The 25,987-nt window shown below is 65.2% G+C and carries 28 protein-coding genes and 1 tRNA gene; 9 read left to right on the top strand and 20 right to left on the bottom strand.

The window, feature by feature from the left end:
• Positions 1-15 precede the first annotated feature (15 nt).
• Together AB4Z00_RS22975 and pgsA are read right to left on the bottom strand one after the other, a co-directional pair.
• On the bottom strand, positions 16-1,146 hold the full coding sequence (locus AB4Z00_RS22975; RefSeq protein WP_442047370.1) for an MFS transporter: 1,131 nt from the start codon (positions 1,144-1,146) through the stop codon (positions 16-18).
• Between the two features lie 252 nt (positions 1,147-1,398).
• Positions 1,399-1,992: a CDP-diacylglycerol--glycerol-3-phosphate 3-phosphatidyltransferase gene (gene pgsA / locus AB4Z00_RS22970; RefSeq protein WP_132263560.1), complete on the bottom strand. Its 594-nt coding sequence runs from the start codon at positions 1,990-1,992 to the stop codon at positions 1,399-1,401.
• 255 nt (positions 1,993-2,247) lie between these two features.
• On the opposite strand from pgsA, the gene AB4Z00_RS22965 reads away from it, so the two are divergent.
• Positions 2,248-3,561, top strand: a complete 1,314-nt coding sequence (locus AB4Z00_RS22965; protein WP_134095413.1) for an MFS transporter — start codon at positions 2,248-2,250, stop codon at positions 3,559-3,561.
• Positions 3,562-3,588: 27 nt separating this feature from the next.
• On the opposite strand, the gene AB4Z00_RS22960 is transcribed toward AB4Z00_RS22965, so the two are convergent.
• The 3 genes from AB4Z00_RS22960 to AB4Z00_RS22950 all read right to left on the bottom strand — a co-directional run bounded on the left by AB4Z00_RS22960 (position 3,589) and on the right by AB4Z00_RS22950 (position 4,758).
• The gene (locus AB4Z00_RS22960) at positions 3,589-3,807 is read right to left on the bottom strand and encodes a hypothetical protein (protein ID WP_243654098.1); all 219 of its coding nucleotides are present in this window, start codon (positions 3,805-3,807) and stop codon (positions 3,589-3,591) included.
• Positions 3,808-4,030: 223 nt separating this feature from the next.
• Positions 4,031-4,213, bottom strand: coding sequence for a CsbD family protein (locus AB4Z00_RS22955; RefSeq protein ID WP_132263566.1), 183 nt, complete (start codon positions 4,211-4,213; stop codon positions 4,031-4,033).
• A 131-nt stretch (positions 4,214-4,344) separates the two neighbouring features.
• The gene (locus AB4Z00_RS22950; protein WP_132263568.1) at positions 4,345-4,758 is read right to left on the bottom strand and encodes an EVE domain-containing protein; all 414 of its coding nucleotides are present in this window, start codon (positions 4,756-4,758) and stop codon (positions 4,345-4,347) included.
• A 155-nt stretch (positions 4,759-4,913) separates the two neighbouring features.
• Between AB4Z00_RS22950 and AB4Z00_RS22945 the strand changes: the two genes are divergently transcribed.
• From AB4Z00_RS22945 to AB4Z00_RS22920, 6 genes are all read left to right on the top strand, one after another.
• On the top strand, positions 4,914-5,849 hold the full coding sequence (locus tag AB4Z00_RS22945) for an isopenicillin N synthase family dioxygenase (RefSeq protein ID WP_134095411.1): 936 nt from the start codon (positions 4,914-4,916) through the stop codon (positions 5,847-5,849).
• A gap of 142 nt (positions 5,850-5,991) precedes the next feature.
• Complete coding sequence (locus tag AB4Z00_RS22940; RefSeq protein ID WP_442047369.1) at positions 5,992-7,731, top strand: putative bifunctional diguanylate cyclase/phosphodiesterase; 1,740 nt, start codon at positions 5,992-5,994, stop codon at positions 7,729-7,731.
• Between the two features lie 59 nt (positions 7,732-7,790).
• Positions 7,791-8,609 carry a diaminopimelate epimerase gene (gene dapF, locus AB4Z00_RS22935; RefSeq protein WP_132263572.1) on the top strand — a complete coding sequence of 273 codons (819 nt, stop codon included), beginning with the start codon at positions 7,791-7,793 and terminating at the stop codon, positions 8,607-8,609.
• Entirely contained in the window at positions 8,606-9,823 is a 1,218-nt protein-coding gene (locus tag AB4Z00_RS22930; RefSeq protein WP_442047361.1) for a MiaB/RimO family radical SAM methylthiotransferase, read from the top strand. Before dapF ends, AB4Z00_RS22930 begins: the two co-directional genes overlap by 4 nt.
• Entirely contained in the window at positions 9,820-10,761 is a 942-nt protein-coding gene (ftsY, locus tag AB4Z00_RS22925) for a signal recognition particle-docking protein FtsY (RefSeq protein ID WP_442047360.1), read from the top strand. The genes AB4Z00_RS22930 and ftsY overlap by 4 nt, the downstream gene beginning before the upstream one ends.
• Positions 10,761-11,414, top strand: a complete 654-nt coding sequence (locus tag AB4Z00_RS22920) for an inner membrane-spanning protein YciB (RefSeq protein ID WP_442047359.1) — start codon at positions 10,761-10,763, stop codon at positions 11,412-11,414. The genes ftsY and AB4Z00_RS22920 overlap by 1 nt, the downstream gene beginning before the upstream one ends.
• A 40-nt stretch (positions 11,415-11,454) precedes the next feature.
• Here AB4Z00_RS22920 and AB4Z00_RS22915 read toward each other — a convergent pair whose 3' ends face one another.
• From AB4Z00_RS22915 to AB4Z00_RS22870, 10 genes are all read right to left on the bottom strand, one after another.
• The gene (locus AB4Z00_RS22915) at positions 11,455-12,300 is read right to left on the bottom strand and encodes a hypothetical protein (RefSeq protein WP_132263580.1); all 846 of its coding nucleotides are present in this window, start codon (positions 12,298-12,300) and stop codon (positions 11,455-11,457) included.
• Positions 12,301-12,411: 111 nt separating this feature from the next.
• Positions 12,412-14,370 carry a potassium transporter Kup gene (locus AB4Z00_RS22910; RefSeq protein ID WP_132263582.1) on the bottom strand — a complete coding sequence of 653 codons (1,959 nt, stop codon included), beginning with the start codon at positions 14,368-14,370 and terminating at the stop codon, positions 12,412-12,414.
• Positions 14,371-14,475: 105 nt separating this feature from the next.
• Entirely contained in the window at positions 14,476-15,267 is a 792-nt protein-coding gene (locus AB4Z00_RS22905; RefSeq protein ID WP_442047358.1) for a tetratricopeptide repeat protein, read from the bottom strand.
• Positions 15,264-15,653 (bottom strand): cytochrome c-type biogenesis protein, encoded by a 390-nt coding sequence (locus tag AB4Z00_RS22900; protein WP_243841153.1) that lies wholly within the window; start codon positions 15,651-15,653, stop codon positions 15,264-15,266. Before AB4Z00_RS22900 ends, AB4Z00_RS22905 begins: the two co-directional genes overlap by 4 nt.
• A gap of 44 nt (positions 15,654-15,697) precedes the next feature.
• On the bottom strand, positions 15,698-16,252 hold the full coding sequence (locus AB4Z00_RS22895) for a DsbE family thiol:disulfide interchange protein (protein ID WP_442047357.1): 555 nt from the start codon (positions 16,250-16,252) through the stop codon (positions 15,698-15,700).
• Positions 16,249-18,228, bottom strand: coding sequence for a heme lyase CcmF/NrfE family subunit (locus AB4Z00_RS22890; RefSeq protein WP_442047356.1), 1,980 nt, complete (start codon positions 18,226-18,228; stop codon positions 16,249-16,251). The genes AB4Z00_RS22895 and AB4Z00_RS22890 overlap by 4 nt, the downstream gene beginning before the upstream one ends.
• 10 nt (positions 18,229-18,238) lie before the next feature.
• On the bottom strand, positions 18,239-18,718 hold the full coding sequence (ccmE, locus tag AB4Z00_RS22885; protein WP_442047355.1) for a cytochrome c maturation protein CcmE: 480 nt from the start codon (positions 18,716-18,718) through the stop codon (positions 18,239-18,241).
• Between the two features lie 2 nt (positions 18,719-18,720).
• Positions 18,721-18,861 carry a hypothetical protein gene (locus tag AB4Z00_RS22880; RefSeq protein WP_165921337.1) on the bottom strand — a complete coding sequence of 47 codons (141 nt, stop codon included), beginning with the start codon at positions 18,859-18,861 and terminating at the stop codon, positions 18,721-18,723.
• A 25-nt stretch (positions 18,862-18,886) separates the two neighbouring features.
• Entirely contained in the window at positions 18,887-19,615 is a 729-nt protein-coding gene (gene ccmC, locus AB4Z00_RS22875; protein WP_132263592.1) for a heme ABC transporter permease CcmC, read from the bottom strand.
• A 107-nt stretch (positions 19,616-19,722) separates the two neighbouring features.
• Positions 19,723-19,799: transfer RNA gene (locus tag AB4Z00_RS22870), tRNA-His, on the bottom strand.
• 178 nt (positions 19,800-19,977) lie between these two features.
• Between AB4Z00_RS22870 and AB4Z00_RS22865 the strand changes: the two genes are divergently transcribed.
• Positions 19,978-20,610, top strand: coding sequence for a prolyl hydroxylase family protein (locus AB4Z00_RS22865; RefSeq protein WP_132263594.1), 633 nt, complete (start codon positions 19,978-19,980; stop codon positions 20,608-20,610).
• Between the two features lie 39 nt (positions 20,611-20,649).
• Here the strand turns inward: AB4Z00_RS22865 and AB4Z00_RS22860 are convergent, their stop codons facing one another.
• On the bottom strand, positions 20,650-21,207 hold the full coding sequence (locus AB4Z00_RS22860; RefSeq protein WP_132263596.1) for a superoxide dismutase family protein: 558 nt from the start codon (positions 21,205-21,207) through the stop codon (positions 20,650-20,652).
• A 158-nt stretch (positions 21,208-21,365) separates the two neighbouring features.
• On the opposite strand from AB4Z00_RS22860, the gene AB4Z00_RS22855 reads away from it, so the two are divergent.
• Entirely contained in the window at positions 21,366-21,716 is a 351-nt protein-coding gene (locus tag AB4Z00_RS22855) for a PilZ domain-containing protein (RefSeq protein ID WP_134095403.1), read from the top strand.
• Between the two features lie 107 nt (positions 21,717-21,823).
• On the opposite strand, the gene rpmE is transcribed toward AB4Z00_RS22855, so the two are convergent.
• The 4 genes from rpmE to bamA all read right to left on the bottom strand — a co-directional run bounded on the left by rpmE (position 21,824) and on the right by bamA (position 25,889).
• On the bottom strand, positions 21,824-22,051 hold the full coding sequence (gene rpmE, locus AB4Z00_RS22850; RefSeq protein WP_021235635.1) for a 50S ribosomal protein L31: 228 nt from the start codon (positions 22,049-22,051) through the stop codon (positions 21,824-21,826).
• 117 nt (positions 22,052-22,168) lie between these two features.
• A complete protein-coding gene (gene fabZ, locus AB4Z00_RS22845) occupies positions 22,169-22,621 on the bottom strand; it encodes a 3-hydroxyacyl-ACP dehydratase FabZ (protein ID WP_132263601.1) in 453 nt (150 codons plus the stop codon).
• A gap of 20 nt (positions 22,622-22,641) precedes the next feature.
• Positions 22,642-23,247, bottom strand: a complete 606-nt coding sequence (locus AB4Z00_RS22840) for an OmpH family outer membrane protein (RefSeq protein WP_132263603.1) — start codon at positions 23,245-23,247, stop codon at positions 22,642-22,644.
• Complete coding sequence (gene bamA / locus AB4Z00_RS22835) at positions 23,247-25,889, bottom strand: outer membrane protein assembly factor BamA (RefSeq protein WP_431566735.1); 2,643 nt, start codon at positions 25,887-25,889, stop codon at positions 23,247-23,249. The genes AB4Z00_RS22840 and bamA overlap by 1 nt, the downstream gene beginning before the upstream one ends.
• Between the last annotated feature and the right edge of the window lie 98 nt (positions 25,890-25,987).

Raw genomic sequence — 25,987 nt, 5'->3', positions numbered from 1 at the left:
GCGCGATCCGGGAAATCAGGCCTTGCGCCGCAAAGTCTGAAGGCCCAGCCCCAGCGCCGCGATTCCGGTGCCGAGCACGACGACGCCGGTCCAGCCCCAATTGTGCCACGCCACGGTCGCCGCGCCGGAACTGGCCGAGCCGGCGAAGAACATCGAGGCCATGTAGACGGTGTTGATCCGCGAGCGCGCCTCGGGGCGCAGGGCGTAGATGATGCTCTGGTTGGAGATCTGGCTCGCCTGGATCGCGAAGTCGAGAAGCAGCACGCCGACCACCAGGCCGATGATCGAGGTCCATAAACCGAACACGAGCCAGGACACCAGCGTGAGGGCGCTGGCAGCGACGATCACCGGATGAGGGCCGCGTCGGTCGGCGATCCGTCCCGCGACGGGCGCGGCCAGGACGCCGGCCGCCCCGAGCACGCCGAACAGCCCCGCCACTTCCGAACCGAGGCCGAAACGCGGCTCCTGCAAGTGCAGCGCCAGGATCGTCCAGAACACGCTGAACACGCCGAACTGGGTGCACTGGGTGAATGTCGCCAGGCGCAGGGCGGGAAATTCGCGCCAGAGATCGCGCAGCGAGGCTATCAGCCCCAGGTAGCCGAGCCCGCCCGATTGCGGACGGCTGCGCGGAAGCTGCCAGGCCATCAGCCCCGCGGTCAGCAGCGCCAGAGGCACCGCCAGCCAGAACATCGCGCGCCAGCCGAAAGCCGCGCCGACGAAGCCGGCCAGGGTTCGGCTCAGCAAAATGCCGCAGAGCAACCCGGCCATGACCGAGCCGACCACGGCACCACGCTTTTCTTCAGGCGCGAGATTGGCGGCGAGCGGAACGATCTGCTGCGCCACCGAGGCAAGCAGGCCGACGACCAGCGAGGCCGCCAGCACCGTGCCACCCGTGGGCGCGAGCGCGACCAGCGCCAGCGCGACCGAGAGCGCCAGGCACTGCAGCACGATGAGCCGCTTTCGCTCCAGCAGGTCGCCCAGAGGCACCAGCAGCAGCAATCCACCCGCGTAGCCGAGCTGAGTCGCGGTGGGGACGTAGGTGATCGCAGCGCCGGAAAAATCGCGCTCCATCAGCCCGAGCATGGGCTGGCCATAATAGATATTGGCCACGGTCAGCCCGGCGGAAACGGCCAGGGCAAAGACCATGGAGGGGCCGAACGCGCGCTCGCGGCCAGATCCGCCGCCCGGTGCTCCGCCCTGTTCCTCACCGGACGGCAGCTTGCGAAATGAGGCGGGGTTGGAACGAGGCGACGCGGAGATGGGATTATCCTTCATGAAGAGTCCCCCCGAACCGGAGCGCCCTGCCGGGTCAGCGCGCTTGTGCCAAACGCAACGAGTTCAAGCCCGATAGCCAATTTTGCAATAGAGCGCCGCCGAAAACGAGGCCGGCGCGGGCCTTCAGTCCATGTGCTTCAGGCCGACGCGCAGATAGTCCCAGCCGGTGATGAGCGTCAACGCGGCCGCAGCCCAGAGCGTGGTGAGCCCGACGGTATGCGGGATATTGACCTCCACCGCGCCCAGGTCGACGTTCCACCATGGCATCGCCGCGCCCAGGATCAGGGCGCCGAGCGAAACCAGCTGGAACGTGGTCTTCCACTTGGCAAGGCGGCTTACGGGCACGGAAACCTGAAGCCCGCCCAGGAACTCACGCAGGCCGGATACGGCAATCTCACGCACCAGGATGATGAGACCGGCGATCACATGCATGTCGCCGACGTAGGGCCCGGTGAGAATCCCCTGCGCCGTCAGCACCAGGATCACGGTGGCTACCATGATCTTGTCCGCGATCGGATCGAGGAACACGCCCAGTTTCGACACCGTGCCGCTTGACCGGGCGAGATAACCGTCGAAATAGTCGGTTATGCCCATCAGGCAGTAGATGCCGAAGGCAAGGCCATAGCCGAATTCCCATCGGGGCCACCACAGCAGGAAGCCCAGCAGGGGGAGCGTGACGATCCGCGAGAGCGTGAGGATATTCGGCAAGGTCAGCATGTTCTCTAGCCCATAGCGTCGATTCTCGCGTTTGAGAATTGGCTTGTGATCGGGTGCCGCGTCATTTCCGCCCGACCACCTCGGCCTTGCCTCGATCGGCGTGGCGGTGTTTGTTGCCGGGGCATTTCCACAGGGCCCGCAGGCGGCCGCACCCCGGCAAAAAAGGCCGGGTCGGCGCCTACAGGGGTTGTGCCCTCGCCCTACCGCATTAAGTGTCGCCGCAACGATGAAGCGAGGCCGCCGAATTTTTCCGACATGACCACGACCTCCCAACTCATCCGGGCAAGACGATTCCTGCCCCTCTTCGTCACCCAGTTGCTTGGCGCGTTCAACGACAACCTGTTCAAGAACGCGATGGTGCTTTTCGTCGTCTACGGCGTCTACAATTCGGAAACCGCCGAGGCCCGGTTCAGCGCGCTCGCTTCCGGCATCTTCGTGATCCCCTTCTTCCTGCTCTCCGCCCTCGCCGGCCAGATGGCCGACATGCGGGACAAGTCGCGAATCATCCGCATCGTCAAGTTCTGCGAGATCATCATCATGGTGGTCGGCGGGACCGGGCTTGCGCTCGCCTGGCAGGGTATCGCGCTGCACACGGTGGCCATCCCGCTGATGCTGCTGGCGCTGTTCGCCATGGGCATCCATTCGACGTTCTTCGGCCCGATCAAGTACGCGATCCTCCCCCAGCACTTGCGCGATGACGAAGTGCTGTCAGGCACCGGGCTGGTGGAAGCCGGGACTTATATCGCCGTGCTGGCCGGCACGATCGTGGCGGGCTGGATCAGCGTGGATACCGCTGCCATCACCGTGGTGATCATCGCCGGCCTGGGCTATTTCGCGGGCCGCCAGGTGCCGCCCGCACCGCCGCAGGGCAAACCGGAGCCGATCGACTACCACGTCATCCGCTCCTCCATCCACCTTGTGCGCACGACGATGAAGGACCGCCGGGTCTACCTGGCGATCTGCTCCATCAGCTTCTTCTGGGCGATCGGCACCGTGCTGTTCATCCAGTTCCCGCCCCTTGCCAAGAACATGCTCCATGCCAGCAAGGAAGTGGCCAGCCTGTTCCTGGTGATCTTCTCGGTGGGCGTCGCCATCGGTTCGGTAGCGATCAATGCCCTGCTCAAGGGTACCGTTTCCGCGCGCTGGTCGCCGCTATCGGTGATCGGCATGGGCCTGTTCCTGCTGGCGTTCCAGGAAGTCTGCGCGATCTGGCCGCCACACGAAGGGCCGGAAGTGCTGATGAACGTCGGCACGTTCGTGGTCCAGCCGCTGGCCGTGCCGCTGCTGCTCACCCTGCTCGGCATCGCCGTGAGCGGGGGCATGTTCGTGGTGCCGCTCTACGCCTTCCTGACGACTTTCGTCGACAAGTCGCAGACCGCCCGCACCATCGCGGCCAACAATATCGTGAATTCGGGCGCCATGGTGGTCGGTGCCATCGCCACCGGGCTGATGTCGCTGCTGGGCCTGCCCGTGGTCACCCAGCTTATGGTCGTGGCGCTGTGCTGCGTCGCTTCGGCCTGGCTGGGATACCTGCTGTACCGGGCCGAGCGCACCGCCAGACGTCCCTGATCTACAGCCCGATCTGGGCCAGGCCCTTCAGGCGATGAAGGCGACCACGGCGGCCAGGCTCACGCAATAGGCCGAGAGGAAACTGCGCCAGTCTCCGCCGGTCATTTCCCAAGCGGTCCGGGCCTCGGCATTTTCCGCGGCCTCCACGGCAGGGGGCCGCATGCCCCGGAAGACATGACGAGGCAGAGAGCGCCGGAAGGGATGGCCGGCCCGCTCATGAGTGAGGACGAGTGCGCGTCTTGACATGCTCCACATGGGACGCACCTTAAGACATTGTTTACCTTTGACCACTCGCCCGAAAGAGACATCCCGATCCGGGACGGTACTGCTGCCAGGCAGGCCATGAACGACCTTTAACAGGCGAAGATTCCTTGGTTTTCTGCCATCGCAGCGATCAAGGCCCAAACGAAAAAGGGCCGCCCTCGGGCGACCCTTTTCGAACGCTTCGGCATGGAGCCGAGGCGCGTGGTCAGATCCGGTCGCCGAGGGCGCCCTTGACCTTGCCAACGCCCTGCTGAAGCTCGCCCTTGGTTTCCTGGGCCTTGCCTTCAGCCTGCTGGGCCGGGTCGTTGCGAGCCTTGCCCGCGGCCTGCTTGGCGTTGCCGGCAATCTCGTTGCCCAGACCCTTGATGGTGTCCTTCAGTTCGCCCATGATCGGTACTCCTTTTCGGTTTCGGCAGAAATCCGCCGTCTACACGAACAAGAAACCGGACCAGGGCGCTGGAAGTTGCAGGCCGCTGCGCCGAAGCGTTCCGCAGCGGCGACGAATCTTTTCGCCTGTCTTTATCCGCCGGCCAGGGTCAGGATGTACTTCCAGTCTTCCGGCGTCACTTCCGCCACCGAAAGGCGCGACAGCCGGATCATTTCCATGTCGGCCAGCCTGGGATCGGCCTTGATCTGCTTGAGCGTGACCGGACGCGCCACCTTGCGCACCGGCTTCACTTTCACCGCCGCCCATTTGCCCTCCGGATCGGACGGATCGGTGAGGCCGGACTGGCTGATCGTGACGATGCCCACGATCTCCTTGCCGATGTTCGAATGATAGAAGAAAGCCTCGTCCCCCACTTCCATGGCGCGCAAGTTGCCCGCGGCGCGGTGGTTGCGCACGCCGTCCCAGGTGCCCTCACCTTCCGCGACCAGATCGTCCCAGCCGTAGGCATCCGGTTCGGACTTCATCAGCCAGTAGCGCTTTGCCATGAATCGCCTTTCGATTTTCGATTTGGGACGGAAGCTTCTATGGGGGCGGCATAGCGATTCAATCGACGGAAACAACATCGGTGATTCGGCCTTCCGCTGGAGGCGCCGGTCACCGCCCGCTTACCACGGGCCGCCGATCCTGTTGGAAGACCATGATGAACCTTGCCCAGATTCCCGTCCTCAGCCTCGCAGACGACCGCGCCGAATTCTCGCAGCGCATCGGCGAGAGCTTCCGCACTTTCGGTTTCGCCATGGTCCGCGACCACGGCATCGACCAGGCCCTGATCGACCGCGCCTGGGAGATGACCGCCGCTTTCTTCGCCCTGCCAGACGACGTGAAGCGCAGCCACTTCATCCCCGGCCAGGGCGGCGCGCGCGGCTATACGCCGTTCCGCACCGAAGTGGCCAAGGGTGCCACCGAAAAGGACCTCAAGGAGTTCTGGCACATCGGCCGCGACCTGCCGGCCGGCTCGCCCCTCGCCGCCTCGATGCCGCCCAATATCTGGCCCGGCGAAGTCGAAGGCTTCCAGGAGACCTTCACCGAACTCTATGCCCAGTTCGACAAGGCCGGCGCGGAAATCCTCTCGGCGATCGCCGTCTACCTCGGCCTCGACGCCCGCTGGTTCGATCCTGCTATCGAGGACGGCAACTCGGTGCTGCGCCTGCTGCACTATCCCCCCGTGGCGCAAGGCGCAGGCGGCGCCATCCGCGCGGGCGCGCATGAGGACATCAACCTCATCACCCTTCTTCTCGGCGCGCAGGAAGCCGGCCTGGAACTGCTGGGCAAGAACGGCGAGTGGCTGTCGGTCGCCCCGCCCGAAGGCGCGGTCGTCATCAACATCGGCGACATGCTCCAGCGCCTGACCAACCACGTCCTCCCCTCGACCACGCACCGCGTGCGCAATCCCGAGGGCGACCGCGCCGCGCACAGCCGCTATTCGATGCCGTTCTTCCTGCACTTGCGCAGCGACTTCCCGTTCAAGACGCTCGACCAGTGCATCACGCAAGAGAACCCCGACCGCTATCCGCTGAGCATCACGGCGGACGACTACCTGCAGGAGCGCCTGCGCGAAATCGGCCTCAAGATGTGATCGATCGGTGCTCCCGGAAGATCCCGGGAGCACCGCTGTCTCTGCGATTTAACCAATATTTCAGTCCACTGCGCTAAGGAACTCACCGGGGTTCAAGCAGGGGGTAACTGGAGTGACGGAAACGGAGGCCACACGATACGCCGTGGTTGGCGAGGCGACCGAAGCGGCGAACGAAGGCCCGGATAACGAGGCCGATCGCCCGGTGGACATCGTCGCGCTCGGTATCGTCACGGCCGCGATCCTGTTGTTCCTCGCCACCGGCGCGGCGATCGGTCCTTCGGTCGTGAAGTCGCTGACCGGACAAGGCCCAGCGCCCGACCGGTTCCTGGTCAACGCCTTCCTCCTCAACGTCGCCATCATCATCTTCGGATGGAGCCGCTATCGCCAGCTCTGCGAGGAAATCCAGCAGCGCAAGCGCGCCGAGCGGCACGCCCGCCACCTGGCGGAAACCGATCCCCTCACCGGCTTCCTCAATCGCCGCAGCTTCCACCGCGCGGTGGACGCCCTGATCCGCGAGGCCGCGCTGCGCGACCGGGCAGTGATGCTGGCGATGATCGACCTCGACAATTTCAAGCAGGTCAACGACTACAACGGCCACAACACCGGCGACCGCCTGCTCCAGGAATGCGCGCGCCGCATTTCCGGGTGCCTGCCGGATCGCGCCCTGATCAGCCGCATCGGCGGAGACGAATTCGCGGTTGCCGTGGAATTCGACCGGAGCCGGGTCGAGCGAATCGACCGCATCGCCGCCTCGCTGGTCGAGGCCATCGGCCAGAGCGTCTCGGTCAATTCCACCCCGATCGACGTGACGGCCTCGATCGGCCTGGCCCGTTCGGATATTCCCCGTTCGGATGCTCCCCGCTCCGCCCCTTCCGGCGAGCGGGCGCCGGGGCCCGATGCGCAGGCTCTGCTCGAGATGGCGGATATCGCCATGTATCACGCCAAGCGCCAGGGTCGGAACAGCTTCTACTGGTTCGAAACGGCCATGGCCGAAGAGATGCGCTTCCGCAGCGATCTGGAGTTCGGCATTCGCCAGGGCATCGCCAATGGCGAATTCGTGCCCTTCTACGAGCAGCAGATCGATCTCCAGACCGGCGAGCTGACCGGCTTCGAGATGCTGGCGCGCTGGAACTCGCCGCTGTTCGGGATCGTCGCGCCGGACATCTTCATTCCCGTGGCCGAGGACATCGGCGCAATTGCCGAACTCTCCGAACAGCTCATCGCCCGCGCCCTGGACGATGCGCGGGGCTGGGACGCGCGGCTGACGCTTTCGGTCAATATCTCGCCCCTGCAGATGCGCGACCCCTGGTTCGCCCAGAAGCTGCTGAAGCTTTTGGTGGAGGCCAGTTTCCCGCCCCATCGGCTGGAGATAGAGATCACCGAATCGTGCCTTCACCAGAACCTCACCCAGGTCCGCACGCTGATTGCCAGCCTGAAGAACCAGGGGATCAAGGTGAGCCTCGACGATTTCGGCACGGGGTTCAATTCGCTGGCAATGCTGCGCAGCCTGCCGTTCGACCGCATCAAGATCGATCGCAGCTTCATATCGGGCCTGGCCGAGAACAAGGACAGCATGGCCATCGTCCACGCCATCGCCCTGCTCGGCAAGGGTCTCGACCTGCCGGTCACGGCCGAGGGGATCGAGACCAGCGAAGTCCTGTCCCACCTCCAGCAATACGATCGCATCAAGGGCCAGGGCTATCTCTACGGCAAGCCGCGTCCCGCCGAGCATCTGGCCGAGTGGCTGGAAGGCATGGAGATCGTGGCCGATGCCGAAGCCGTCAGCGATCTTGCCGCCTTGCGCCGCCGCATCGAAGCCGCGCGCATAGACGAGCAGCGGGCCTCCGGCGCCGCGCCGGATCCGCAGGCCCGTCTGGCCTGAAGCGAGCGCCTCGCGGCTTTTTCTGGACCTCGCGCCCCGCAGCGCATAAATCGCCCGCCATGCGGATCGACTTCACCAAGATGCATGGACTGGGCAACGACTTCGTCGTGCTCGATGGACGCACCGCCGCGCTGCCGGTCGTGAACGCTGCGCTCGCCGCCGCGCTCGCCGATCGCCATACCGGCATCGGCTGTGACCAGCTCATTGTCCTCACGCCTTCCGATCGCGGCGACTTCCGCATGCGCATCTTCAATGGCGACGGCAGCGAAGTGGAAGCCTGCGGCAATGCCACCCGCGCGGTGGGCCTGCTGCACGGTCGGCCGGCCACCGTGGAAACGCTGGGCGGCATCGTCTCCACCACGCCCAGGGGCAGCGGCATCAGCGTCGAGATGGGCAAGCCCCGCTTCGACTGGAACGCGATCCCGCTTGGCTATCCGATGGACACGCGCAGCCTGCCGGTGGCCTGGGAGGAACTCGTCAATCCCATCGCCGTCAATGTCGGCAATCCGCACGTCATCTTCTTCGTCGACGATCCCTATGGCATCGACATGGCCCGGCTCGGCCCCCTGATCGAGAACGATCCGCTGTTTCCCGAGCGCATCAACGTGAACGTCGCAGCCGTGACGGCGCGCGACGCCATCACCCTGCGCGTCTGGGAGCGCGGCGCCGGACTGACACGCGCTTGCGGCACGGGCGCCTGCGCCACCGCCATCGGCGCCATGCGGCGCGGCCTGGTCGACCGCAAGGTCACCGTCACCCTTCCCGGCGGCCCGCTGGCCATCGAATGGCGAGCGGACGACGAAATCGTCATGACCGGCCCGGCCACCGAATCGTTCCGCGGCTCGTTCGAAACGGCGGACTACGGGATCCCAGATTGACTGTCGAAGTCCATTCGCTCGGCTGCCGCCTCAACATTTCCGAGAGCGAAACGCTGCGCGGCTTGCTGCGCGGGGCCGAGGATCAGCCCGAAGGCCTGGTGGTCGTCAATTCCTGCGCCGTGACGGCGGAAGCCGTGCGCCAGACGCGTCAGGCGATCCGCCGCGCCCGCAAGGCCCACCCGGACGCGCGCCTGATCGTCACCGGCTGCGCGGCTGAAGTGGAACGCGCGATGCTGGCCGCCATGCCCGAAGTCGACGGCATCGTCGCCAACACCGCCAAGCTCGATCCGCGCGCTTGGAACGTCCCGCCAGCGCCCATAGCGCCTTCCCCCGGCCTGACCGCGCGGCGCGCCTATACGCGCGGTTTCGTGCAGGTCCAGAACGGCTGCGACCATGCCTGCACTTTCTGCGTGATCCCGCAAGGCCGTGGGCCCAGCCGCTCACGCACCGTGGCCGAAGTCCTCCACGACCTGGCCGTCCACATCGACGCCGGCGTCAACGAGATCGTGCTGACCGGCGTGGACCTCACCTCCTGGGGCGGCGATCTTCCCGGATCGCCCCGCCTCGGCACGCTCTGCGAAGCGATCCTCGCCCGCTTCCCCGGCCTGCCCCGCCTGCGCCTGTCCTCGATCGACGGCGCCGAAGTGGACGAGACGCTGTTCGCGCTGCTGGCCAGCGAGCCGCGGGTCATGCCGCATGTCCATCTCTCGCTCCAGCACGGCCACGACCTGATCCTGAAGCGCATGAAGCGCCGCCACAGCCGCGCCGATGCGCTGGAACTGGTCTCCGGCCTGCGCGCGCGCCGGCCCGAAATCGCCATCGGCGCCGATCTCATCGCCGGCTTCCCGACCGAGGACGAGGAAGCCCATGCCGCCAATCTCTCGATCATCGAGGAACTGCAGGTCGTCCACGGCCACGTCTTCCCCTATTCGCAGCGGCCCGGCACCCCGGCGGCGCGCATGCCGCAAGTGGAGGCCGCCACGATCCGGTCCCGCGCAGGCGAACTGCGCGAGAAGATCGCCGGAACCAGGGCGAACTGGCTCACGGGGCTCATCGGCCAGCCGCTATCCGTGCTTGCCGAAAGAGGCGCGAAAGGCCATGCGGAAAACTTCGCGCCGGTACGTCTCCCTGGGCGCCTGCCCGACCATGTGCAGCCCGGCACGCTGATCCGCGTTACGCCCGCAAGGGTAGTCGAAGGAATACTGGAATCATGAGTACCGATGGCCAGCAGGCTGACCGCGACTGGTCCGACCGCCTGTTCGGCGGCTTCCGCAAGACCTCGGAACGCCTGAGCGAGAACCTGTCCGGCATCGTCGGCAAGTCTAAGCTGGACGATGCCCAGCTCGACGCTCTCGAAGACGCGCTGATCATGTCGGACCTCGGCCCCCGCRCCGCCGCCCGTATCCGCGCCCGCCTGGCCGAGGAACGCTTCGAGCGGGACGCGGACGAACGCGCAATCATGGAAGTGGTCGCCCGCGAGATCGCGGAAATTCTGCGCCCGGTCGCCAAGCCGCTGGACGTCGTGGCCTTCCCGCGCCCGCAGGTGATCCTGGTGATCGGCGTCAACGGCTCGGGCAAGACCACCACGATCGCCAAGCTGGCGCACTTGTTCCAGGAGCAGGACTACTCGGTCATGCTGGCGGCGGGCGACACGTTCCGCGCCGCCGCGATCGGCCAGCTCGGCGTCTGGGCCGACCGTCTGGGCGTTCCGCTCATCAAGGGCCCCGAGGGCGGCGACCCGGCCTCCATCGTCTTCGATGCGGTGAAGGCCGCGACCGACCAGGGCATCGACGCCCTCATCGTCGACACCGCCGGCCGCCTGCAGAACAAGCGCGAACTGATGGACGAACTGTCCAAGATCCGCCGCGTGCTGGGCCGCCTCAACCCCGAGGCGCCGCACGATGTGGTGCTCGTGCTCGACGCCACCAACGGCCAGAATGCGCTTTCGCAGATCGAGATCTTCAAGGAAGTGGCGGGCGTCTCCGGCCTCATCATGACCAAGCTGGACGGCACGGCCCGCGGCGGCGTCCTCGTCGCGGCAGCCGAGCAGTACGGCCTGCCCATCCACGCCATCGGCGTCGGCGAGAAGATCGACGACTTGCGCCCCTTCAACCCGGATCTGCTCGCGCGGGTCATCGCCGGGATCGCCTGATGAACAGCCAGACCACGCCTGCCGAGAAACCCAAGAGTTCCTGGGTCAATCTCGTCGTCGATTTCGGCCCGCTGCTCGTCTTCTTCCTGGCCTATCGCCATTTCTCGCCGACCGGCGAGGGAGACACCATCGGCACGGTTTCCGCCGTGATCAAGGGCACCGTGGCCTTCATGGTCGCCACCGTGATTGCGCTGGGCATTTCGAAATGGCGCCTCGGCCACATCTCGCCAATGCTCTGGCTGACGACTGTGCTGATCGTCGGCTTCGGCGCGCTCACCGTGGTGTTCCACGATGCCTTCTGGATCCAGATCAAGCCCACCGCCGTCTACCTGATGTTCGCGGGCGTGCTGTTCTTCGGCCTCATGCGCGGCAAGCCCATGCTGAAATACCTCCTGCAATCCGCGTTCGAGGGATTGAACGAGGAAGGCTGGATGAAGCTTTCGCGCAACTGGGCCTGGTTCTTCCTGCTCCTGGCCGTGGTCAACACCGCGCTGGTCTTCACCGTCAGCTTCGACACCTGGCTCCAGGCCAAGCTCTGGGGCTTCACCGTGCTGTCGTTCGTCTTCACGTTCTCGCAGCTGCCCATGGTGCTCAAGCACGGCATGGGCGAGGCTGCGAAGGAAGAAGTGATCGAGAACCCGCCGCACGACTGAGCGGAGCGGGCGGGCAGCGGCAAGGCCGCCGCCCGCCCCGTCAGCCGACCGAGCGGCAGTCCTTCAACAGGAGGATGTGGTCAGTGGGGCTGAAATTGTCGTAGACCCCGCTCATGCGAATGGTCTTGCCGGGCTTCAGCTGCAGGGTGAACGCGGCCTGCCCTTTGGCCATGACACAGGCGATATCGGTCTTGAATGCCGCCTGGCCCGGCAGGCGGATGGCCTGCTCGTAAGGCTGGGGGATCTTGTAGGTGACGATATAGTCGCCCCGATCCTTGGCGATCTCGCCCACCATGCCCTTGATGATGAAGCTCTTGTTTTCATAGCGCAGCGGAATGGCCGCGGCATTGCGTTCGGTATCCTTCGAGATCTGCTGCGACAGCGAGAGCGCGTCCATTTCGAGCGGCGGCGCGGTGCTGACGGCCTTCATGCCGCTGCTGGCCGCCGCCAGACCGGCCTTGCCGCCCTTGAGGCCGCCGAGCATCTCGCACATCTCGGTCTTGGCCGCCTCTGCCGGCACCGTCTGCCCCCCGCGCAGCTTCGCTTCCATCTGCACGGTGCCCTGCCCGCCGGCATTGGTGGCAGTGATCGTGATCGGGAAAGCGCGCGCCTTGCCGGTCTGCGGCTGCTCGATCAGCATGGATCCGTCTTCCGGCTCGGCGACGATCACGTCGTAGCCCTTGGCCGCGACGATTCCCCGCATTTGGCCGATGGCGCTGGCCGGTGTCAGGTCGGGAACGGTCACCGTGGCGGTGAAGCGCATGCCGCTGAGAATGGAGCCGGCCTTGGCGAACGTCTCGTCGCAAGTCGCCGCTTTCGCGCCGGAGGACAGCGCCAGCGCCGGAAGGATCAGGGCCGCACCGGCCGAGAGGTAACAGGAACGCATCTCACCCCCTTGTTGGAGAAGTAAAGTTGCGTCCTATCAGACCGTTATGTTTGAAACTGATGACAAATACCGTCAACAGGGCCGCAAGGATGCCGCCCCTGCCCGCATGGCTCAGATTTCCAGCTGGCTGCCCAGTTCGACCACGCGGTTGGTCGGCAAGCGGAAGAACTCCATCGCGCTGGCCGCATTGCGCATCATCCAGGCGAACAGCTTTTCGCGCCAGATCGCCATGCCGGGCTTGGCCGAGGGAACCAGGGTCTGGCGCGAGAGGAAGAAGCTGGTCTTCATCATCTCGAACGGGCCGCCGCACATCTCGGAATGCGCGAGCGCGGCCGGAATGTCGGTCTCTTCCATGAAGCCGTAACGCAGCGTCATGCGATAGAAGCCCTGCCCCAGGTCGGTCACCGAATAGCGTTCGGCCGGCTCGACATAAGGCACGTCCTGAACTTCGACCGTCAGCACCACCACGCGCTCGTGCAGCACCTTGTTGTGCTTGATGTTGTGCAGCAGGGCCGAAGGCACCCCGGCATTGCTCGAAGCCATGAAGATCGCCGTGCCCGGCACCCGCGCCGCCGAGCCATGCGCGCTCTTGGCGAAGACGTTGAGCGGCAGGGCGGCCTCGGTCATGCGAACGCGCATGAGGCGGCGGCCCTTGTTCCAGGTCGTCAGCAGGGTGAAGGCGATGCCGCCGATCAGCAGCGGGAACCAGCCGCCGTCCGGCACCTTGGTGGCATTCGCCGCGAAATAGGCGCCGTCCACGACGAAGAAGGTGACGATCACCGGGATCGCCATCCACAGCTTCCAGCGCCAGAGCACGATCAGCAGCACCGCCATGAGGCAGGTGTCGATCAGCATCGCGCCGGTCACCGCGATGCCATAGGCCGAGGCGAGGTTCGACGAGTTCTGGAACACCAGGACCAGCACGATCACGCCGGTCATCAACGCCCAGTTGACGAAGGGAATGTAGATCTGGCCCACCTCGTGCTCACTGGTGTGGCGAGTGGAGAGACGCGGGATGAAGCCGAGCTGCATCGCCTGGTGAGTGATCGAGAAGGCGCCCGAAATCACCGCCTGGCTGGCGATGAAGGTGGCGCAAGTGGCCAGGATCACCAGCGGCAGACGCAGGTTTTCGGGCGCGAGGTTGAAGAATGGGTTCTTCATCGCCTCTGCCGCGGCCGAATCGTCGAGCCCGAGGATCATCGCCGCCTGGCCGAAGTAGTTGATCAGCAGGCACGGCATGACCACCCCGAACCACGACAGGCGCAGCGGGCCGCGGCCGAAATGGCCCATGTCGGAATAGAGCGCTTCCGCGCCGGTCACGGCCAGCACGACCGAGCCCAGCGCCAGGAAGCCCAGGACCTTGTCGGTCATGAAGAACTGGATGGCGTACCACGGGTTCAGCGCCACCAGCACTGACGGCATCTGCACGAGATGGTAGATGCCGAGAATGGCGAGCACGGCGAAATAGACGATCATCACCGGCGCGAAGAGCGCGCCGACTTTGGCGGTTCCGCTCTTCTGGATCACGAACAGTGCGATCAGCAGCACCAGCGCGATTGGGAGCACCAGCGGCGCCAGTCGCGATTCGACGACAGTGAGGCCCTCGACCGCGGACAACACCGAAACGGCGGGTGTAATCATCGAGTCGCCGTAGAACAGCGAGGTCGCGAAGACGCCCAGCAGGACCACCAGCGAACCGTAGCGCGACTTGCGGATCGCGCCCGAGATCAGCGCCACGAGCGCCAGGCTGCCGCCCTGCCCCTTGTTGTCCGCCCGCATCAGGATGCCCACGTACTGGACCGACACGACCAGCGTCATCGACCAGAAGATCAGGCTGACCACGCCGAGAACGTGCAGTTCGTCGATCGCCAGCGGGTGCGGGCCGACGAAGGTTTCCCGGAAGGCGTAAAGCGGGCTGGTGCCGATGTCGCCGAAGACGACGCCCACGGCACCGAGCGCGAGCTTGGTTATGTTGCCGGAACCATGTCCACCCGCGGCGGGGGCTTTATGCCCCGTCGCCGGATCGATCACCGTCGGAACGACAGCCGTGTCCGAACTTGCATCACTCATTCCAGCGCCCCGTAATGGCTTTGCCGCGTCGGCATTTCACCCCCGCAACAAGCGCCCGCCGTTAGCAGCATGATCGGAGCCTAGCAACGACCGTTAGTTGAAGGTTCATCGACGCGGCGGCATGGGCTGGGGATTCCGCGATGGCGGCGTCCGCTCTTTCATGGGCTCAGGCCCGGATTCCTGGGCCTGAGGTTCTTGAGCCTGAGCATCTTGACCTTTGGCATCCGGTGCCCGCCGGGTCTGCTCCTCCGCCTGTACGGCCGACGGCGATTGGCTGGCGATGAAGACATCGAGCCGCTGAAGCTGCTGCGCCACTGACACCCGCCAGTCCGCATCCTTGGGCGCCGTCTTCAGCAGATCGGCCCATAATGCGCGCGCCTGTGTCAATTGACCGGACTGAGCCATGGCCAGCCCCAGGAAATAAGGCGGCCCGGGCGCCTTCGGATCGGCCTTGACGGCCCGCCGGTAGGCATAAAGCGCGGGCGGCGTCAGCACGCCTTCCGAATGGGCGACAAGGACGTTGCCCAGCGCCAGCCAGGCTTCGGAATCCTTGGGATCGTCCTCGATAGCCCCGCGCAGGAGCTGCGCGGCGTCGGCATAATGGCCATTGCGGGCCAGCCCGTCGGAAATGATGACCCAATGGTTGCTGGTGGGGATGCCCTGGTCGCGCAAGCGGGCACGGGCCTCCACGAAGAATTGACCAGCTTCCGGATTCTGCGCGTCCGTGGCTTCCTTGGGCGCTCCGGCTTCGCCGGGCCGCCCCTGAGCGGCATAGCCTGCCGCCCCCAGCATCAGTGCCGCCGCCACCGCCTCTCGGCCGCCCTTCGGCGCCTTGAACAGGAAGACGATGGCCAGGAAGGACAGGATGGCCAGCAAGGCGACGAAAACCCAGGTCATCGCGCCTCTCCCCGGCGAAAACGCTTGCGCAGGAGCAGCGCGGCCAGCCCGATCAGCACGACCGGCAAGGCGAACAGCGGCCAGGTCAGCGAGGTAAGCTGCGGCGCATAACTGACGTAGTCGCCATAGCGCTCGATCAGCCAGCCGCGAATCGCCTCGGGCTGCTCGCCGGCAGCGATTCGCTCGCGCACCAGCGAACGCATGGACCCGGCGATGGGCGCATCCGAATCAGCAATCGACTGGCCCTGGCATTGCAGGCAGCGCAGCGTTTCCATCAGCGCCTGCGCCTGCTGTTCCTTGGCGGGATCATCCAGCTGGCGATAAGCGAATGGCGCCGTGGATTGCTCTTCCTGCGCGGCCGCGGGCACGGTCAGCCAGAGCGCCATCGCCAGGGACAAAGTCGCCAGGGACAAGGATGCCGGGCGCCGCGTCACTGCGACGCCTCTTGCAGCTTTGCCAGGATCATCGCGACATGCTCGGGGCGTATCTCACCGATGTGCTGGTAGCGGATGACGCCCCGCCCATCGATCACATAGGTTTCGGGCACGCCGGACGAGCCCAGCGCCAATTGCACCTTGCCATCGTCGTCCGCGCCGATCCGTTGATAGGGATCGCCGTTTTCCTTGAGAAAACCGGTCAGCGCCTCGGTGCTGTCGCGCACCGAAATCCCCACTATCGGCACCCCCGCTCCGGCCAGAGCGCGCAATTGCGGTGCCTCGACCCGGCAGGGAATGCACCACGAGGCGAAGATATTGACGAGATGCGGCTTGCCGGTGGCGATGTCGGCGCTGCCCAGGCCCGGTCGGTCAGGCAGGGCGGGCGGCAGCGCGAACGCCGGCATCGGCTTGCCGATCAGGGTGCTGGCGACCGTCCGGTCCGCCGGCCGGAAGAGGCCGATCGTGACCAGCGCCGCGAAAGCCAGGAACAGCCCCAGCGGCAACCAGATCGCCCAGGCAGGCGCCTTGGTTCGCACAGGCGGGCTCATGGCTCCTCGCCCTCCTGCGCGCGCTGCAGATCGGCCATGCGGCCCCGGCGATAGGCGATCTTCTCGCGCGCGAAAATGCGGCGCAAGTCGCTGGCGACGCGGCCCAATAGAGCCAGCACCCCGCCCAGGGCGATGAGCACCCCGCCCAGCCAGATCAGCGGCACGAAAGGCTTCCACCACAGGCGCAGCTGCCAGCGGCCGTCATCCGCCTCGCCGCCAAGCACCGCGTAAAGCTGGCCGTTCCAGCGGGTGAGCAGCGCCGATTCGCTGGTCTGCTGCGGCGGCGCCCAGAAGCTGCGCGACTGCGGGTCGAGCTGCGTAACCTTCCCGTAGTCGCCATAACGCACCAGCAGTCGGGCTTCGAGAGCGGTCCAGTTCGGACCTGCCATGGGCTCCACCGCGTCCAGCTTGATCTGCCACGGTCCCACGGCCGTCGCGTCGCCGGCTTTCACCGCAACCAGCTTCTCGACCGAAAATGCGCTCTCGCAGCTCATCCCGAACAGCGAAACGGCAATCCCGAAGTGCGCGAGAACCATGCCCCAGATCGGCAAGGGCGTGCGGCGCAAGTTGCGGCCCTTGAGCGGCAGCACGCTCGCCCAGCCAAGCCCCAGCGCCAGCGCAAAGCCGAGCGTGGGCAGGAGACCGACGCCGCCGACCACCACCATGGCGATGATGCCCGCCGCCACCAGCATCACCGGAATGACCAGCGACCGGCCGACCCGGGCGAACGAATCGCGCCGCCAGCGCAGCATGGGGCCGACGGCCAGGATCACCAGCATCGGCACCGCGAAAAGCGCGCCCATCGGGTTGAAATAGGGCGGTCCGACGGAGACTTTCGCGCCCATCGTCTCAGCCACCAGCGGGTAGAGCGTACCGAACAGGACGATGCCCAGGATTGCCGAGAGCATGACGTTGTTGAACACCAGCGCGCCCTCACGGCTGACGAGAGCGAAACGCTCGCCTTCGGTGACGGTCCCGGCCCGCAGCGCGAAGAGCGTCAGGGCGCCGCCGATATTGATCGCCAGCAGAGCGAGAATGAAAGAACCGCGCTGCGGGTCCACAGCGAAAGCGTGCACGCTGGTGAGAATGCCGGAGCGCACGAGGAACGTGCCGATCATCGACATCGAGAAGGCCACCACGCCCAGCATCACCGTCCAGGCCCTCAGCGCATCGCGGGATGCCAGCACGCTTACCGAATGGAGCAGCGCCGTCGCCGCCAGCCAGGGCATCAGGGAAGCATTTTCCACCGGGTCCCAGAACCACCAGCCGCCCCAGCCCAGCTCGTAATAGGCCCAGTAGGAGCCGGCCGTGATGCCCAGCGTCAGGAAAATCCAGGCGCCCAGCACCCAGGGCCGCATGGCACGGGCGAACGCCGGGCCGACCTGCCGCGTGACCAGCGCGCCGATGGCGAAGCTGAAGGCCACCGAAAGACCGACATAACCGAGGTAGAGCGTGGGCGGATGGAACGCGAGCCCAAGATCCTGCAGCAGGGGATTAAGCCCATTGCCTTCCTCCGGGACCGGGGAAAGGCGGTCGAACGGGTTGGAGGCGATCAGCAGGAAGGCATAGAAGCCCAGGCTGACGAAGGCCTGTCCGGCCAGGGTCGCCAGCATGGTCGGCTCCGGCAGCCGCCGTTCCACGAGCGCGACGAAGCCACCGGCCAAGCTCATCACCGTGACCCAGAGCAGCATCGAGCCTTCGTGATTGCCCCAGGTTCCCGCCACCTTGAAGATCAGCGGCTTCAGCGAGTGCGAGTTCATCGCCACCAGCTTCACGGAAAGATCCGTCGTCGCGAAGACGGCGATCAGGCAGAGGAAGGCGATCAGCGCCAGGACGCCCTGCACCGCCGCCACCGGCCGCACGATCCCGCCCAGCGAGGAGCCGCGCCCGGTCAATGCCAATATGCCTGCCAACAATTGCAGGCCGGCCAGCGCCGCGGCCATCCAGAGGGCGGCAAGTCCGAGTTCGGCTATCATCGCGCGTCGCTCATTTCGTCTCGCGCATCACTTGCTCGGCCTGTTCCCTGCTCATGTCCTTCATTTCGCGCGGCACATAGTTCTCATCATGCTTGGCCAGGAGATTGTCCGCCTGGAACGTGCCGCCGGGATCCAGATGCCCTTCGGCCACGACGCCGGAGCCTTCCACGAAGAGCGAGGGGACGATCCCTTTGAAGCGCACCGGAACGCGTGCTTTCCCGTCTTCCACGGCAAAGGCGATCGTCACGCCGTCAGCCTCGGTTTTCAGAGAGCCTTGCGCGACCATCCCGCCCAGCCGCACGGCGCGGCCGGGCTCGGGCGGTTTGGCCACGATCTCGGCCGGTACGTAGAAATAGCTGGCCTGGTTGCGCAAGGCCCAGGCCGCCAGCAAGGCAGCGCTCACGAGAACGACCAGCGCCACGGCCAGGAGGACCAGCCTCTGGTGCTTCGCCTTGATCCCGCCGGGGCGGACATGGGCCGTCTGCGCCATGCTCAGCGCTTCCTCGCATCGTCGCGGCGCTTCTCCGCACGACGCATCGACAGCAGCGACCATGCCGCCATCGTCACGGTCGCACCGATCCCGACCACATAGGCCGCGGCCACGAAGATCCAGGGGTCCATCGCCTCGCGCATCAGTTCCTCTTATCCGGCATGACTGTCACCAGGCCTCGCTCAGGGCCTTGCGCCGCAAGCGCGCTTCGGCTTGCTGGTTTGCCAGGATCGCGCGCATCCGCGCCAGGACGCAGCCTGCGAAAAGCAGTGTGAAACCCAGCATTGCCAGAAGCAGCGGCCAGAGGAAATCGCCGGCCATCGCCGACTTGCCCAGGCTGATGCTGGGTGCCTGGTGCTGGCTGTTCCACCAGATGACCGAGTAGTGAATGATCGGAATGTTCACGGCGCCCACCAGGCCGAAGATGGCGGGTGCGCGGTTCTGGCTGCCGTCGGCAGCCTCGCTCGCCTGCGAAAGCGCCATCCAGCCGAAGTAGAGGAAAAGCAGCACCAGCATGCTGGTCAACCGGCCATCCCAGACCCACCAGGTGCCCCAGGCCGGCCGTCCCCATAGCGATCCGGTAATCAGGCAGACCGCGGTAAACACCGCCCCGGGCACTGCGCAGGCACGCGCGGCTATGCCCGCGAGCGGGTGGCGCCAGACGAGTTCGGTAAAGCTGGCGGCCGCGATTCCCATCCATCCCGCCATGCCGAGCCAGGCGGCCGGGACATGGAGATAGACGATGCGAACGGTTTCGCCTTGCAGACGCTCTGCCGGGCCGAAGAACAGCCCCCACCCCAGAGCGCCGAAAGCCACGGCGAATCCGATGCCCATGCAAAGCGGCATCAGCCATCGGGCGATGCGCAGGAACCGGGCGGGATTGGCAAGGCCGTGCATGGTCGAAGGCGTTCTATCGTCCGCAGGGAAAGGAGCAAGTGGCCTACGTCAAAGCATCGGGAATTTCACCCGGCATTTGATCCATATGGCGATAGAAGAAGGAGAAATGGGGCGATTGATGGGGTTCGAACCCACGACCTCCGGTACCACAAACCGGCGCTCTAACCAACTGAGCTACAATCGCCACACGGCAAACGCGGTTTGAAACGACGCGTCTTCCGAAGTCCGCTCCGTTTCGCTTTGCAGCGACCGTTGCGGAGGGCGCCCTTTGCACAAGGTTTGCCCTCTTGCAAAGCAAAAAATTGGATCAGGCCGAAACTCATGCAATTTTCTCGCCCGGAGCGGCCCGCTAAGGGTGCAGCATGAAGTCTCCCGGCGAATCATCTGCTGACATCCTGCTCTCGCGCCATGGCGTGCAGCGCTTCCCCTCATCGCGGCTGGACCTCTTCGTCCTGCGCGCGTTTCTTTCCGGGGAGGAATGCGACGCTCTGCTTGCCATGATCGAGGCGCAGCATCGGCCCTCGACGATCGCCAACTACAACGGTGACGATGCCTTCCGCACCAGTTCGACTTGCGATCTTTCACCCGAGGATCCCGCCGTGGCGGCTCTGGCGGACAAGCTGGCGCAGTTGTCGGGCATCGACATCGCCCACGCGGAGCCGCTCCAGGGCCAGCGCTACGAGGTGGGCCAGGAATTCAAGGCACACACCGACTACTTCGAGCCTAACAACAGCGACTACGACAAATACTGTTCGGTCGCGGGCCAGCGGACCTGGACTTTCATGGTCTACCTCAACGATGTTGAGGCCGGCGGCGCCACGCGGTTCAAGGTGATCGACAAGCTCATCCAGCCCGAGCGCGGGAAGCTGATCGCCTGGAACAACCGCCGCGCCGACGGTACGCTCAATGCCGCCACGCTCCATCACGCGATGAAAGTGCGCAAGGGCTACAAGTACGTCATCACCCAGTGGTACCGGGAAAAGCCCTGGGGCTGAGCGGGGAGCAGCCCAGGAAGCGCGCCCCGCTCACCGGGATCACTTCGGAGCGCTGATCACCGCGCAGGCAATGCGGCCACCGGCGTTGCCGGCAGGCTGGCTGGTATAGTCGTCGGGATCGGCGTGGATGACCAGCGCCGAACCATCCGCATCGGCCAGTGACTTGGCGCCTGCGGCCAGCGTCACGCCGGTATTCAGAACCTGCGCCTTCAGCACGCCGTCCGCGCCGACGTGCTGGTTCGGCATGTCACCGCCGTGCGGCCCGCCCATGACCATCAGGCCGTGCTTGTGGTCGCCGCCCGTGAAGTGACCACCGGCCGTGGTGAACTTTTGCGCCGGTTCGCACACGCCCTTCTCGTGGAAGTGGAAGCCATGGTCGCCGGCAGGAATCCCCTTGAGATCGGTGGTGACGAGCACGCCGCCCGCCGTGTCCTGAAGCATGACGGTCCCCATCGGCTTGCCGTCCAGGCCGATGACATCGGCGTGAACCATCGGCGCGGCCGCTGCGGTGTCCTGAGCCTGCACCTGTCCGGCGAGAGCGGCGCTGGCCACGAGTGCGGCGCCACAGGCGGTCAGGATACGGAAGTTACGGTTCATTGCGCTTCTCCATCTGCAAGCCGGCAAACCGGCATCTGCCTCATTCCATCAGGACCGGCCGGAGATTTTGGTTCCGATCGCCCCACGGTGACTGTCCGTTAACGGTATTGACGGAAATTGGCTCCGAATTTTCAACGGTACGCCAAGGACATCGCACAGTGAACGCATCGCTCGCAAGGCTCATGCCCAGCCCCGCGCGGGCCCGCGACGACCGGCGCCGCGAACACCGGCACGTCACTTGCTACGATGCCACGCTGGAATCGGCCCGCGGCGGCCCCGCATCGGTCCAACTCGCCGACGTCTCGTCCCATGGTTGCAGCGTTCGGGGCGACGCGGACTGGCTGCGCCCAGGCGCATTCGTTTCGATCCGACTGGAAACCGGCGCGCCCGCGCTGCAGGCAATCGTGCGCTGGGTGCGCGGGGATGCCGCCGGGATGGAGTTCCTCCGCCCCGTCCCCGCCGAGCGGCTGGACTGGCTCGATCTCATGGACTTCGGCTTCGAGACCTGACCAGGACGCCTCCGACACGCTGCCAAGCGAATCGGATAAACCTGAACCGGACAACAAAAAAGGCGGCCCGAAAGGACCGCCTTCTTTGTGTTCGAAGCTGTCTGCGCTCAGTTTTTCTTGAGCGAAAGACCGCCGAAACGCTTGTTGAACTGGGCAACACGGCCGCCGTCCTGCAGCTGGGCCTTGCCGCCGGTCCAGGCCGGGTGCGACGTGGGATCGATGTCGAGGACCAGCGTGTCGCCTTCCGAGCCCCAGGTCGAGCGGGTCTGGAAAGTGCTGCCGTCGGTCATCTGGACGGTGATCATGTGGTAGTCGGGATGCGTATCGGCCTTCATGTCGTATCTCTCTTCGCATATGGCCGGTTCCGACCGGCCTGCTTCGGAAAGCGGCGCCCTTACACGGACGCCCCCGAAAATGCAAGGGTCAAGGGAAGGCTGGCCCTCCCCTTCCCGTCAGGCGTCGGCGATCATGGCGGTGAAGTTCACTTCGCAGGTCACCTTCTCGCCGATCGAGGCCTTGCCCCAGAACTTGCAGACGCGCGAGCGCTTCTGCACGAAGCCGGCCCGCAGGTCGAGCAGGTTGCCCGGCGTCACGGGATTGCGGAACTTCGCTTCCTCGATCGCCATGAAGTAGACCAGCTTGCCGGTTCCGGCGAGCCCGAGTGCTTCAATCGCGAGGATGCCGGCCGCCTGCGCCAGCGCTTCGATCTGAAGCACGCCGGGCATGATCGGACGGCCGGGGAAGTGGCCCTGGAAGAAGTCCTCGTTGAAGCTCACGGCCTTGACCGCATGGATCTCGTTCTCGTCGAACGAGACCACGCGGTCGACCAGCAGCATCGGGTAGCGATGCGGCAGAGCCGCGAGGATCTTCGCGGTGTCGTAGACGAACTCGGTCGGCTCGCTCATCGCCTTACCCGCCGCTGCCCTTAGCGGCCCGAGGCCGCGGGAGCAGGCTGCTGCTGCTGCTGCGCCGGAGCCGTGGTGTTGATCGAGGTGAGCGCGCCGTTAAGCGCGGTCAGCACGTCGGTGGTCACGTCCAGGCCGGGATCGTAGGCCAGCGTCTGGCCCATTTCGACCAGCATGTTGGCGCCGCGCTTCTGCATGGCGGGCTTGTAGAGGTTCTGCAGCTGCGCCTGGATCTGCTGGCCGACATAGGCCTGGTTGCGCTGGATCTGCTGCTGCTGGCCCTGCAGTTCCTGGCCGGCCTGCTGTTCCTTCTGCTGGTAGGCCTGGATGCGGGTCTGCAGCGCGGCGTCGGGCTGCTTGCCGTTCAGCGCCTTGACGGCGGTTTCGAGGCCCTGGGCTTCAGGCTGGAGCGAGGTCTGCAGCTGGTTGCGGCGTGCCTCGAAAGCCTGGATCTGCTGCTGCAGCGACTGGTTGGCAGTCTTGCAGGCGTTGCACTCACGCGCAACGCGGTCGAGATCGACCACGGCCACCTTCGACGCGGGCACAGCCTGCGCGAGCGCGGGCTGGGCCAGAGCGACAAACGCCAGGCCCGAGGCCAGAGCGGCGGACTTGAGAAGCATGTTCATCAGAATTGAGTTCCCACGTTGAAAGTGAAGGTCTTGGTATTGTCGCCGTCATACTTGAGCAGCGCCTTGGAGATATCGATACGGAACGGCCCGAAGGGCGAGTTCCAGTTCACGCCGAAACCGATGGCAACGCGCGGCTTCCAGGTATTACCCTCGAAGGTTTCGGTGAAGTAGCTGGTGGTACCGATGGCGGCATTCGCTGCACCGGTGACCGAGTTGGTCGCGCTCGTGGTCGTCGAGGTCGTGCCGTCGGTTGCCGTCTCGGTGTAGAGCTGGTTACCGCTGGAGTCGCGCGAACCGATGAAGCAGCCGCTCGGGCACTGGTTCAGAACTGGCGACTTGATGGCCCAGACCGCGCCGGCATCCACGAAGATGGACGGGCGCAGACCCATTTCACGCGCACCCGAACCCAGAGGAATCTCGAGTTCGGCGCGGTTCATGTAGTAATACTTGCCGCCGAGAGCGTCGTCCGAATCCTCGCCCTTGACGGTGTAGTTCCCGTCGCTGTCCGCGGTAAGATACTGGCGCACGACGCGCGGTCCGACGCCGCGAATGCCGAAGCCGCGGATCTGGGGCTCACCCAGATAGAAACGGTCGGTCAGGCGGACATCGTCTCCGCCCCAGCCCTTGATCAGGCCGCCTTCGCTCTGGATCGAGAAGATGAAGCCCTTGCCGAGCGGCCAGTACTTCGCCGCATTGGCACGCAGGCGATAGTACTTCACGTCGCCGCCGAGGCCCGCCACGTCGACGTTGGCCGAGATGGTTTCACCGCGGGTCGGACGCTGGCGGTTGTCGAGGTTGTCGTAAACCACCGACATGCCGAGGATCGAGCTGAGACGCTTGCCGATCGCATCGCAGAGATAACGGCCGGCACGCAGCGGGTCGCATGCGTAGTTACCGTTGGAATCGACCGAGTAGTACGTACCCTTGTCCAGCGACACATCATCGTAGTTGAGCGTGTAGCGGCCGATGGCGGTCAGGTATTCGGTCAGCGGCACACCGGCACGAACCTGGAAGCCCGTGGTCGACTGCTGGTAGGTCGTGTTGCGGTCCGAGTTCGTGTAATTGAAGCTGTTGTAATCGCGGCGATAGATATCGACGCCCAGCGACACGTTCTTGTCGAACAGGTACGGCTCTACGAAGCTGGCTTCGACCGACTTCGAGTAGGACGAATAGCTGCCCGACAGGCCCACCGTCTGACCGCGGCCGCGGAAGTTGCGCTGGCGGATCGAAGCCTGGAAGATGAAGCGCTCAAGGCTGGAGAAACCGGCCGAGAGCTGGAGTTCGCCAGTCGGCTTTTCCTCGACGTTGGCTTCGAGGATAATGCGATCCTCGGCCGTACCAGGCTTCTGCTCGACTTCGAACTTCTCCTGGAAGTAGCCGAGCGACTTGATGCGGTTGGTCGAACGCTTGACCTGCAGCGAGTTGAAGGCGTCGCCTTCCGCAAGGCGGAATTCGCGGCGGATCACCTTGTCCTGAGTCAGGGTATTGCCGTTGATGTCGATCTTCTCGACATAGACGCGCGGCGCCTCCTGGATCACGAAGGTCAGCCCCATGGTGAGGTTTTCCTTGTCGCGATCGTACTGCGGGCGCACGTCGGCGAAGGCATAGCCAAAGGCACCGGCGGTGTCGTTCAGGCCCTCGATCGTGTCTTCGACCAGCTTGGCGTTGTACCAGTCGCCCTTGTGGAGCGCGAGGTTCTTGGCCAGCTTGTCGCCATCGAAATCGCGCAGTTGGCTCTCGACCTTCACGTCGCCGAACTTGTAACGCTTACCTTCCTCCACCACGTACGTGATGATGAAGTCCTTCTTGTCCGGCGTCAGTTCGGCCACGGCCGAGACGACGCGGAAATCGGCATAACCCTGCGTCAGGTAGAACTGGCGCAGCTTCTGCTGGTCGAAGGCCATGCGATCGGGATCGTAGCTGGTGCCCGAGCTGAACAGTCGCGTGAAGCGGGCCTGCTTGGTCACCATCTGGCTGCGCAGTTCACCGTCGGAGAACTGCTCGTTGCCCAGGATGTTGATCTGGCGCACCTTGGACTTGTCGCCCTCGGTGATCTCGAAGACGATGTCGACGCGGTTCTGGTCAAGCATGACCATCTTCGGCTCGACAGTCGCAGCGTAACGGCCCTGGCGCTTGTAGAGTTCGATGATGCGGGCCACGTCGGCGCGGATCTTGGAACGGGTGAAGATCTGGCGCGGGGAGACCTTGATCTCGGGCAGGATCTTGTCGTCCTTGATGCGCTTGTTGCCTTCAAGGATGATGCGGTTGATGACCGGGTTTTCCTTGACCGTGATGGTCACGACGCCCTTGTCGTTGTTGACCTGCACGTCCGAAAACAGCTCGGTTCCGTAGAGATCCTTGAGCGCGGCGTCGCCGGCGGACTTGGTATATTGCTGGCCGACGCGCAGCTGGATGTACGAAAGCACGGTCTGCGCTTCGAGGCGTTCGGCGCCGGTAACCTGAATCGTCTGGATCGTTTCGCCAACTTCGGCGGGGGCCTGAGCGGGAGCCGAGACGGGAGCGGCGGGGGCAGGTGCATTCTGCGCAAGGGCAATGCCGGGGGCGCCCGCGAGGATCGTGGTCCCCAGGAGCACTACGGCAAGCTGCGGCGCACGGCGAGCTTCAGTGCTGCGACCCATTTCCAATCCGATCATTCTACGCAAATTCCTGTATTCGCTTTCGCGAGGACTTCGACCGACCCGCCAGGCTGCCCGTCATGACGACGGGTAATCGCGCC

It is taken from the genome of Novosphingobium sp. YAF33 (assembly GCF_052113265.1).
GTDB lineage: Bacteria > Pseudomonadota > Alphaproteobacteria > Sphingomonadales > Sphingomonadaceae > Novosphingobium.
The sequence above is the reverse complement of the archived record's forward strand: the minus strand, read 5'-3'. Positions and strand labels throughout refer to the sequence as shown.

What these genes read in the sequence shown, in the direction of transcription:
- AB4Z00_RS22975 (WP_442047370.1), bottom strand. Translation starts at nt 1,146, where the DNA reads ATGGTCTTTGCCCTGGCCGTTTCCGCCGGGCTGACCGTGGCCAATATC.
- pgsA (WP_132263560.1), bottom strand. Translation starts at nt 1,992, where the DNA reads ATGCTGACCTTGCCGAATATCCTCACGCTCTCGCGGATCGTCACGCTC.
- AB4Z00_RS22965 (WP_134095413.1), top strand. Translation starts at nt 2,248, where the DNA reads ATGACCACGACCTCCCAACTCATCCGGGCAAGACGATTCCTGCCCCTC.
- AB4Z00_RS22960 (WP_243654098.1), bottom strand. Translation starts at nt 3,807, where the DNA reads ATGTCAAGACGCGCACTCGTCCTCACTCATGAGCGGGCCGGCCATCCC.
- AB4Z00_RS22955 (WP_132263566.1), bottom strand. Translation starts at nt 4,213, where the DNA reads ATGGGCGAACTGAAGGACACCATCAAGGGTCTGGGCAACGAGATTGCC.
- AB4Z00_RS22950 (WP_132263568.1), bottom strand. Translation starts at nt 4,758, where the DNA reads ATGGCAAAGCGCTACTGGCTGATGAAGTCCGAACCGGATGCCTACGGC.
- AB4Z00_RS22945 (WP_134095411.1), top strand. Translation starts at nt 4,914, where the DNA reads ATGAACCTTGCCCAGATTCCCGTCCTCAGCCTCGCAGACGACCGCGCC.
- dapF (WP_132263572.1), top strand. Translation starts at nt 7,791, where the DNA reads ATGCGGATCGACTTCACCAAGATGCATGGACTGGGCAACGACTTCGTC.
- AB4Z00_RS22920 (WP_442047359.1), top strand. Translation starts at nt 10,761, where the DNA reads ATGAACAGCCAGACCACGCCTGCCGAGAAACCCAAGAGTTCCTGGGTC.
- AB4Z00_RS22915 (WP_132263580.1), bottom strand. Translation starts at nt 12,300, where the DNA reads ATGCGTTCCTGTTACCTCTCGGCCGGTGCGGCCCTGATCCTTCCGGCG.
- AB4Z00_RS22910 (WP_132263582.1), bottom strand. Translation starts at nt 14,370, where the DNA reads ATGAGTGATGCAAGTTCGGACACGGCTGTCGTTCCGACGGTGATCGAT.
- AB4Z00_RS22905 (WP_442047358.1), bottom strand. Translation starts at nt 15,267, where the DNA reads ATGACCTGGGTTTTCGTCGCCTTGCTGGCCATCCTGTCCTTCCTGGCC.
- AB4Z00_RS22900 (WP_243841153.1), bottom strand. Translation starts at nt 15,653, where the DNA reads ATGGCGCTCTGGCTGACCGTGCCCGCGGCCGCGCAGGAAGAGCAATCC.
- AB4Z00_RS22895 (WP_442047357.1), bottom strand. Translation starts at nt 16,252, where the DNA reads ATGAGCCCGCCTGTGCGAACCAAGGCGCCTGCCTGGGCGATCTGGTTG.
- AB4Z00_RS22890 (WP_442047356.1), bottom strand. Translation starts at nt 18,228, where the DNA reads ATGATAGCCGAACTCGGACTTGCCGCCCTCTGGATGGCCGCGGCGCTG.
- ccmE (WP_442047355.1), bottom strand. Translation starts at nt 18,718, where the DNA reads ATGGCGCAGACGGCCCATGTCCGCCCCGGCGGGATCAAGGCGAAGCAC.
- AB4Z00_RS22880 (WP_165921337.1), bottom strand. Translation starts at nt 18,861, where the DNA reads ATGCGCGAGGCGATGGACCCCTGGATCTTCGTGGCCGCGGCCTATGTG.
- ccmC (WP_132263592.1), bottom strand. Translation starts at nt 19,615, where the DNA reads ATGCACGGCCTTGCCAATCCCGCCCGGTTCCTGCGCATCGCCCGATGG.
- AB4Z00_RS22865 (WP_132263594.1), top strand. Translation starts at nt 19,978, where the DNA reads ATGAAGTCTCCCGGCGAATCATCTGCTGACATCCTGCTCTCGCGCCAT.
- AB4Z00_RS22860 (WP_132263596.1), bottom strand. Translation starts at nt 21,207, where the DNA reads ATGAACCGTAACTTCCGTATCCTGACCGCCTGTGGCGCCGCACTCGTG.
- rpmE (WP_021235635.1), bottom strand. Translation starts at nt 22,051, where the DNA reads ATGAAGGCCGATACGCATCCCGACTACCACATGATCACCGTCCAGATG.
- fabZ (WP_132263601.1), bottom strand. Translation starts at nt 22,621, where the DNA reads ATGAGCGAGCCGACCGAGTTCGTCTACGACACCGCGAAGATCCTCGCG.
- AB4Z00_RS22840 (WP_132263603.1), bottom strand. Translation starts at nt 23,247, where the DNA reads ATGAACATGCTTCTCAAGTCCGCCGCTCTGGCCTCGGGCCTGGCGTTT.
- bamA (WP_431566735.1), bottom strand. Translation starts at nt 25,889, where the DNA reads ATGGGTCGCAGCACTGAAGCTCGCCGTGCGCCGCAGCTTGCCGTAGTG.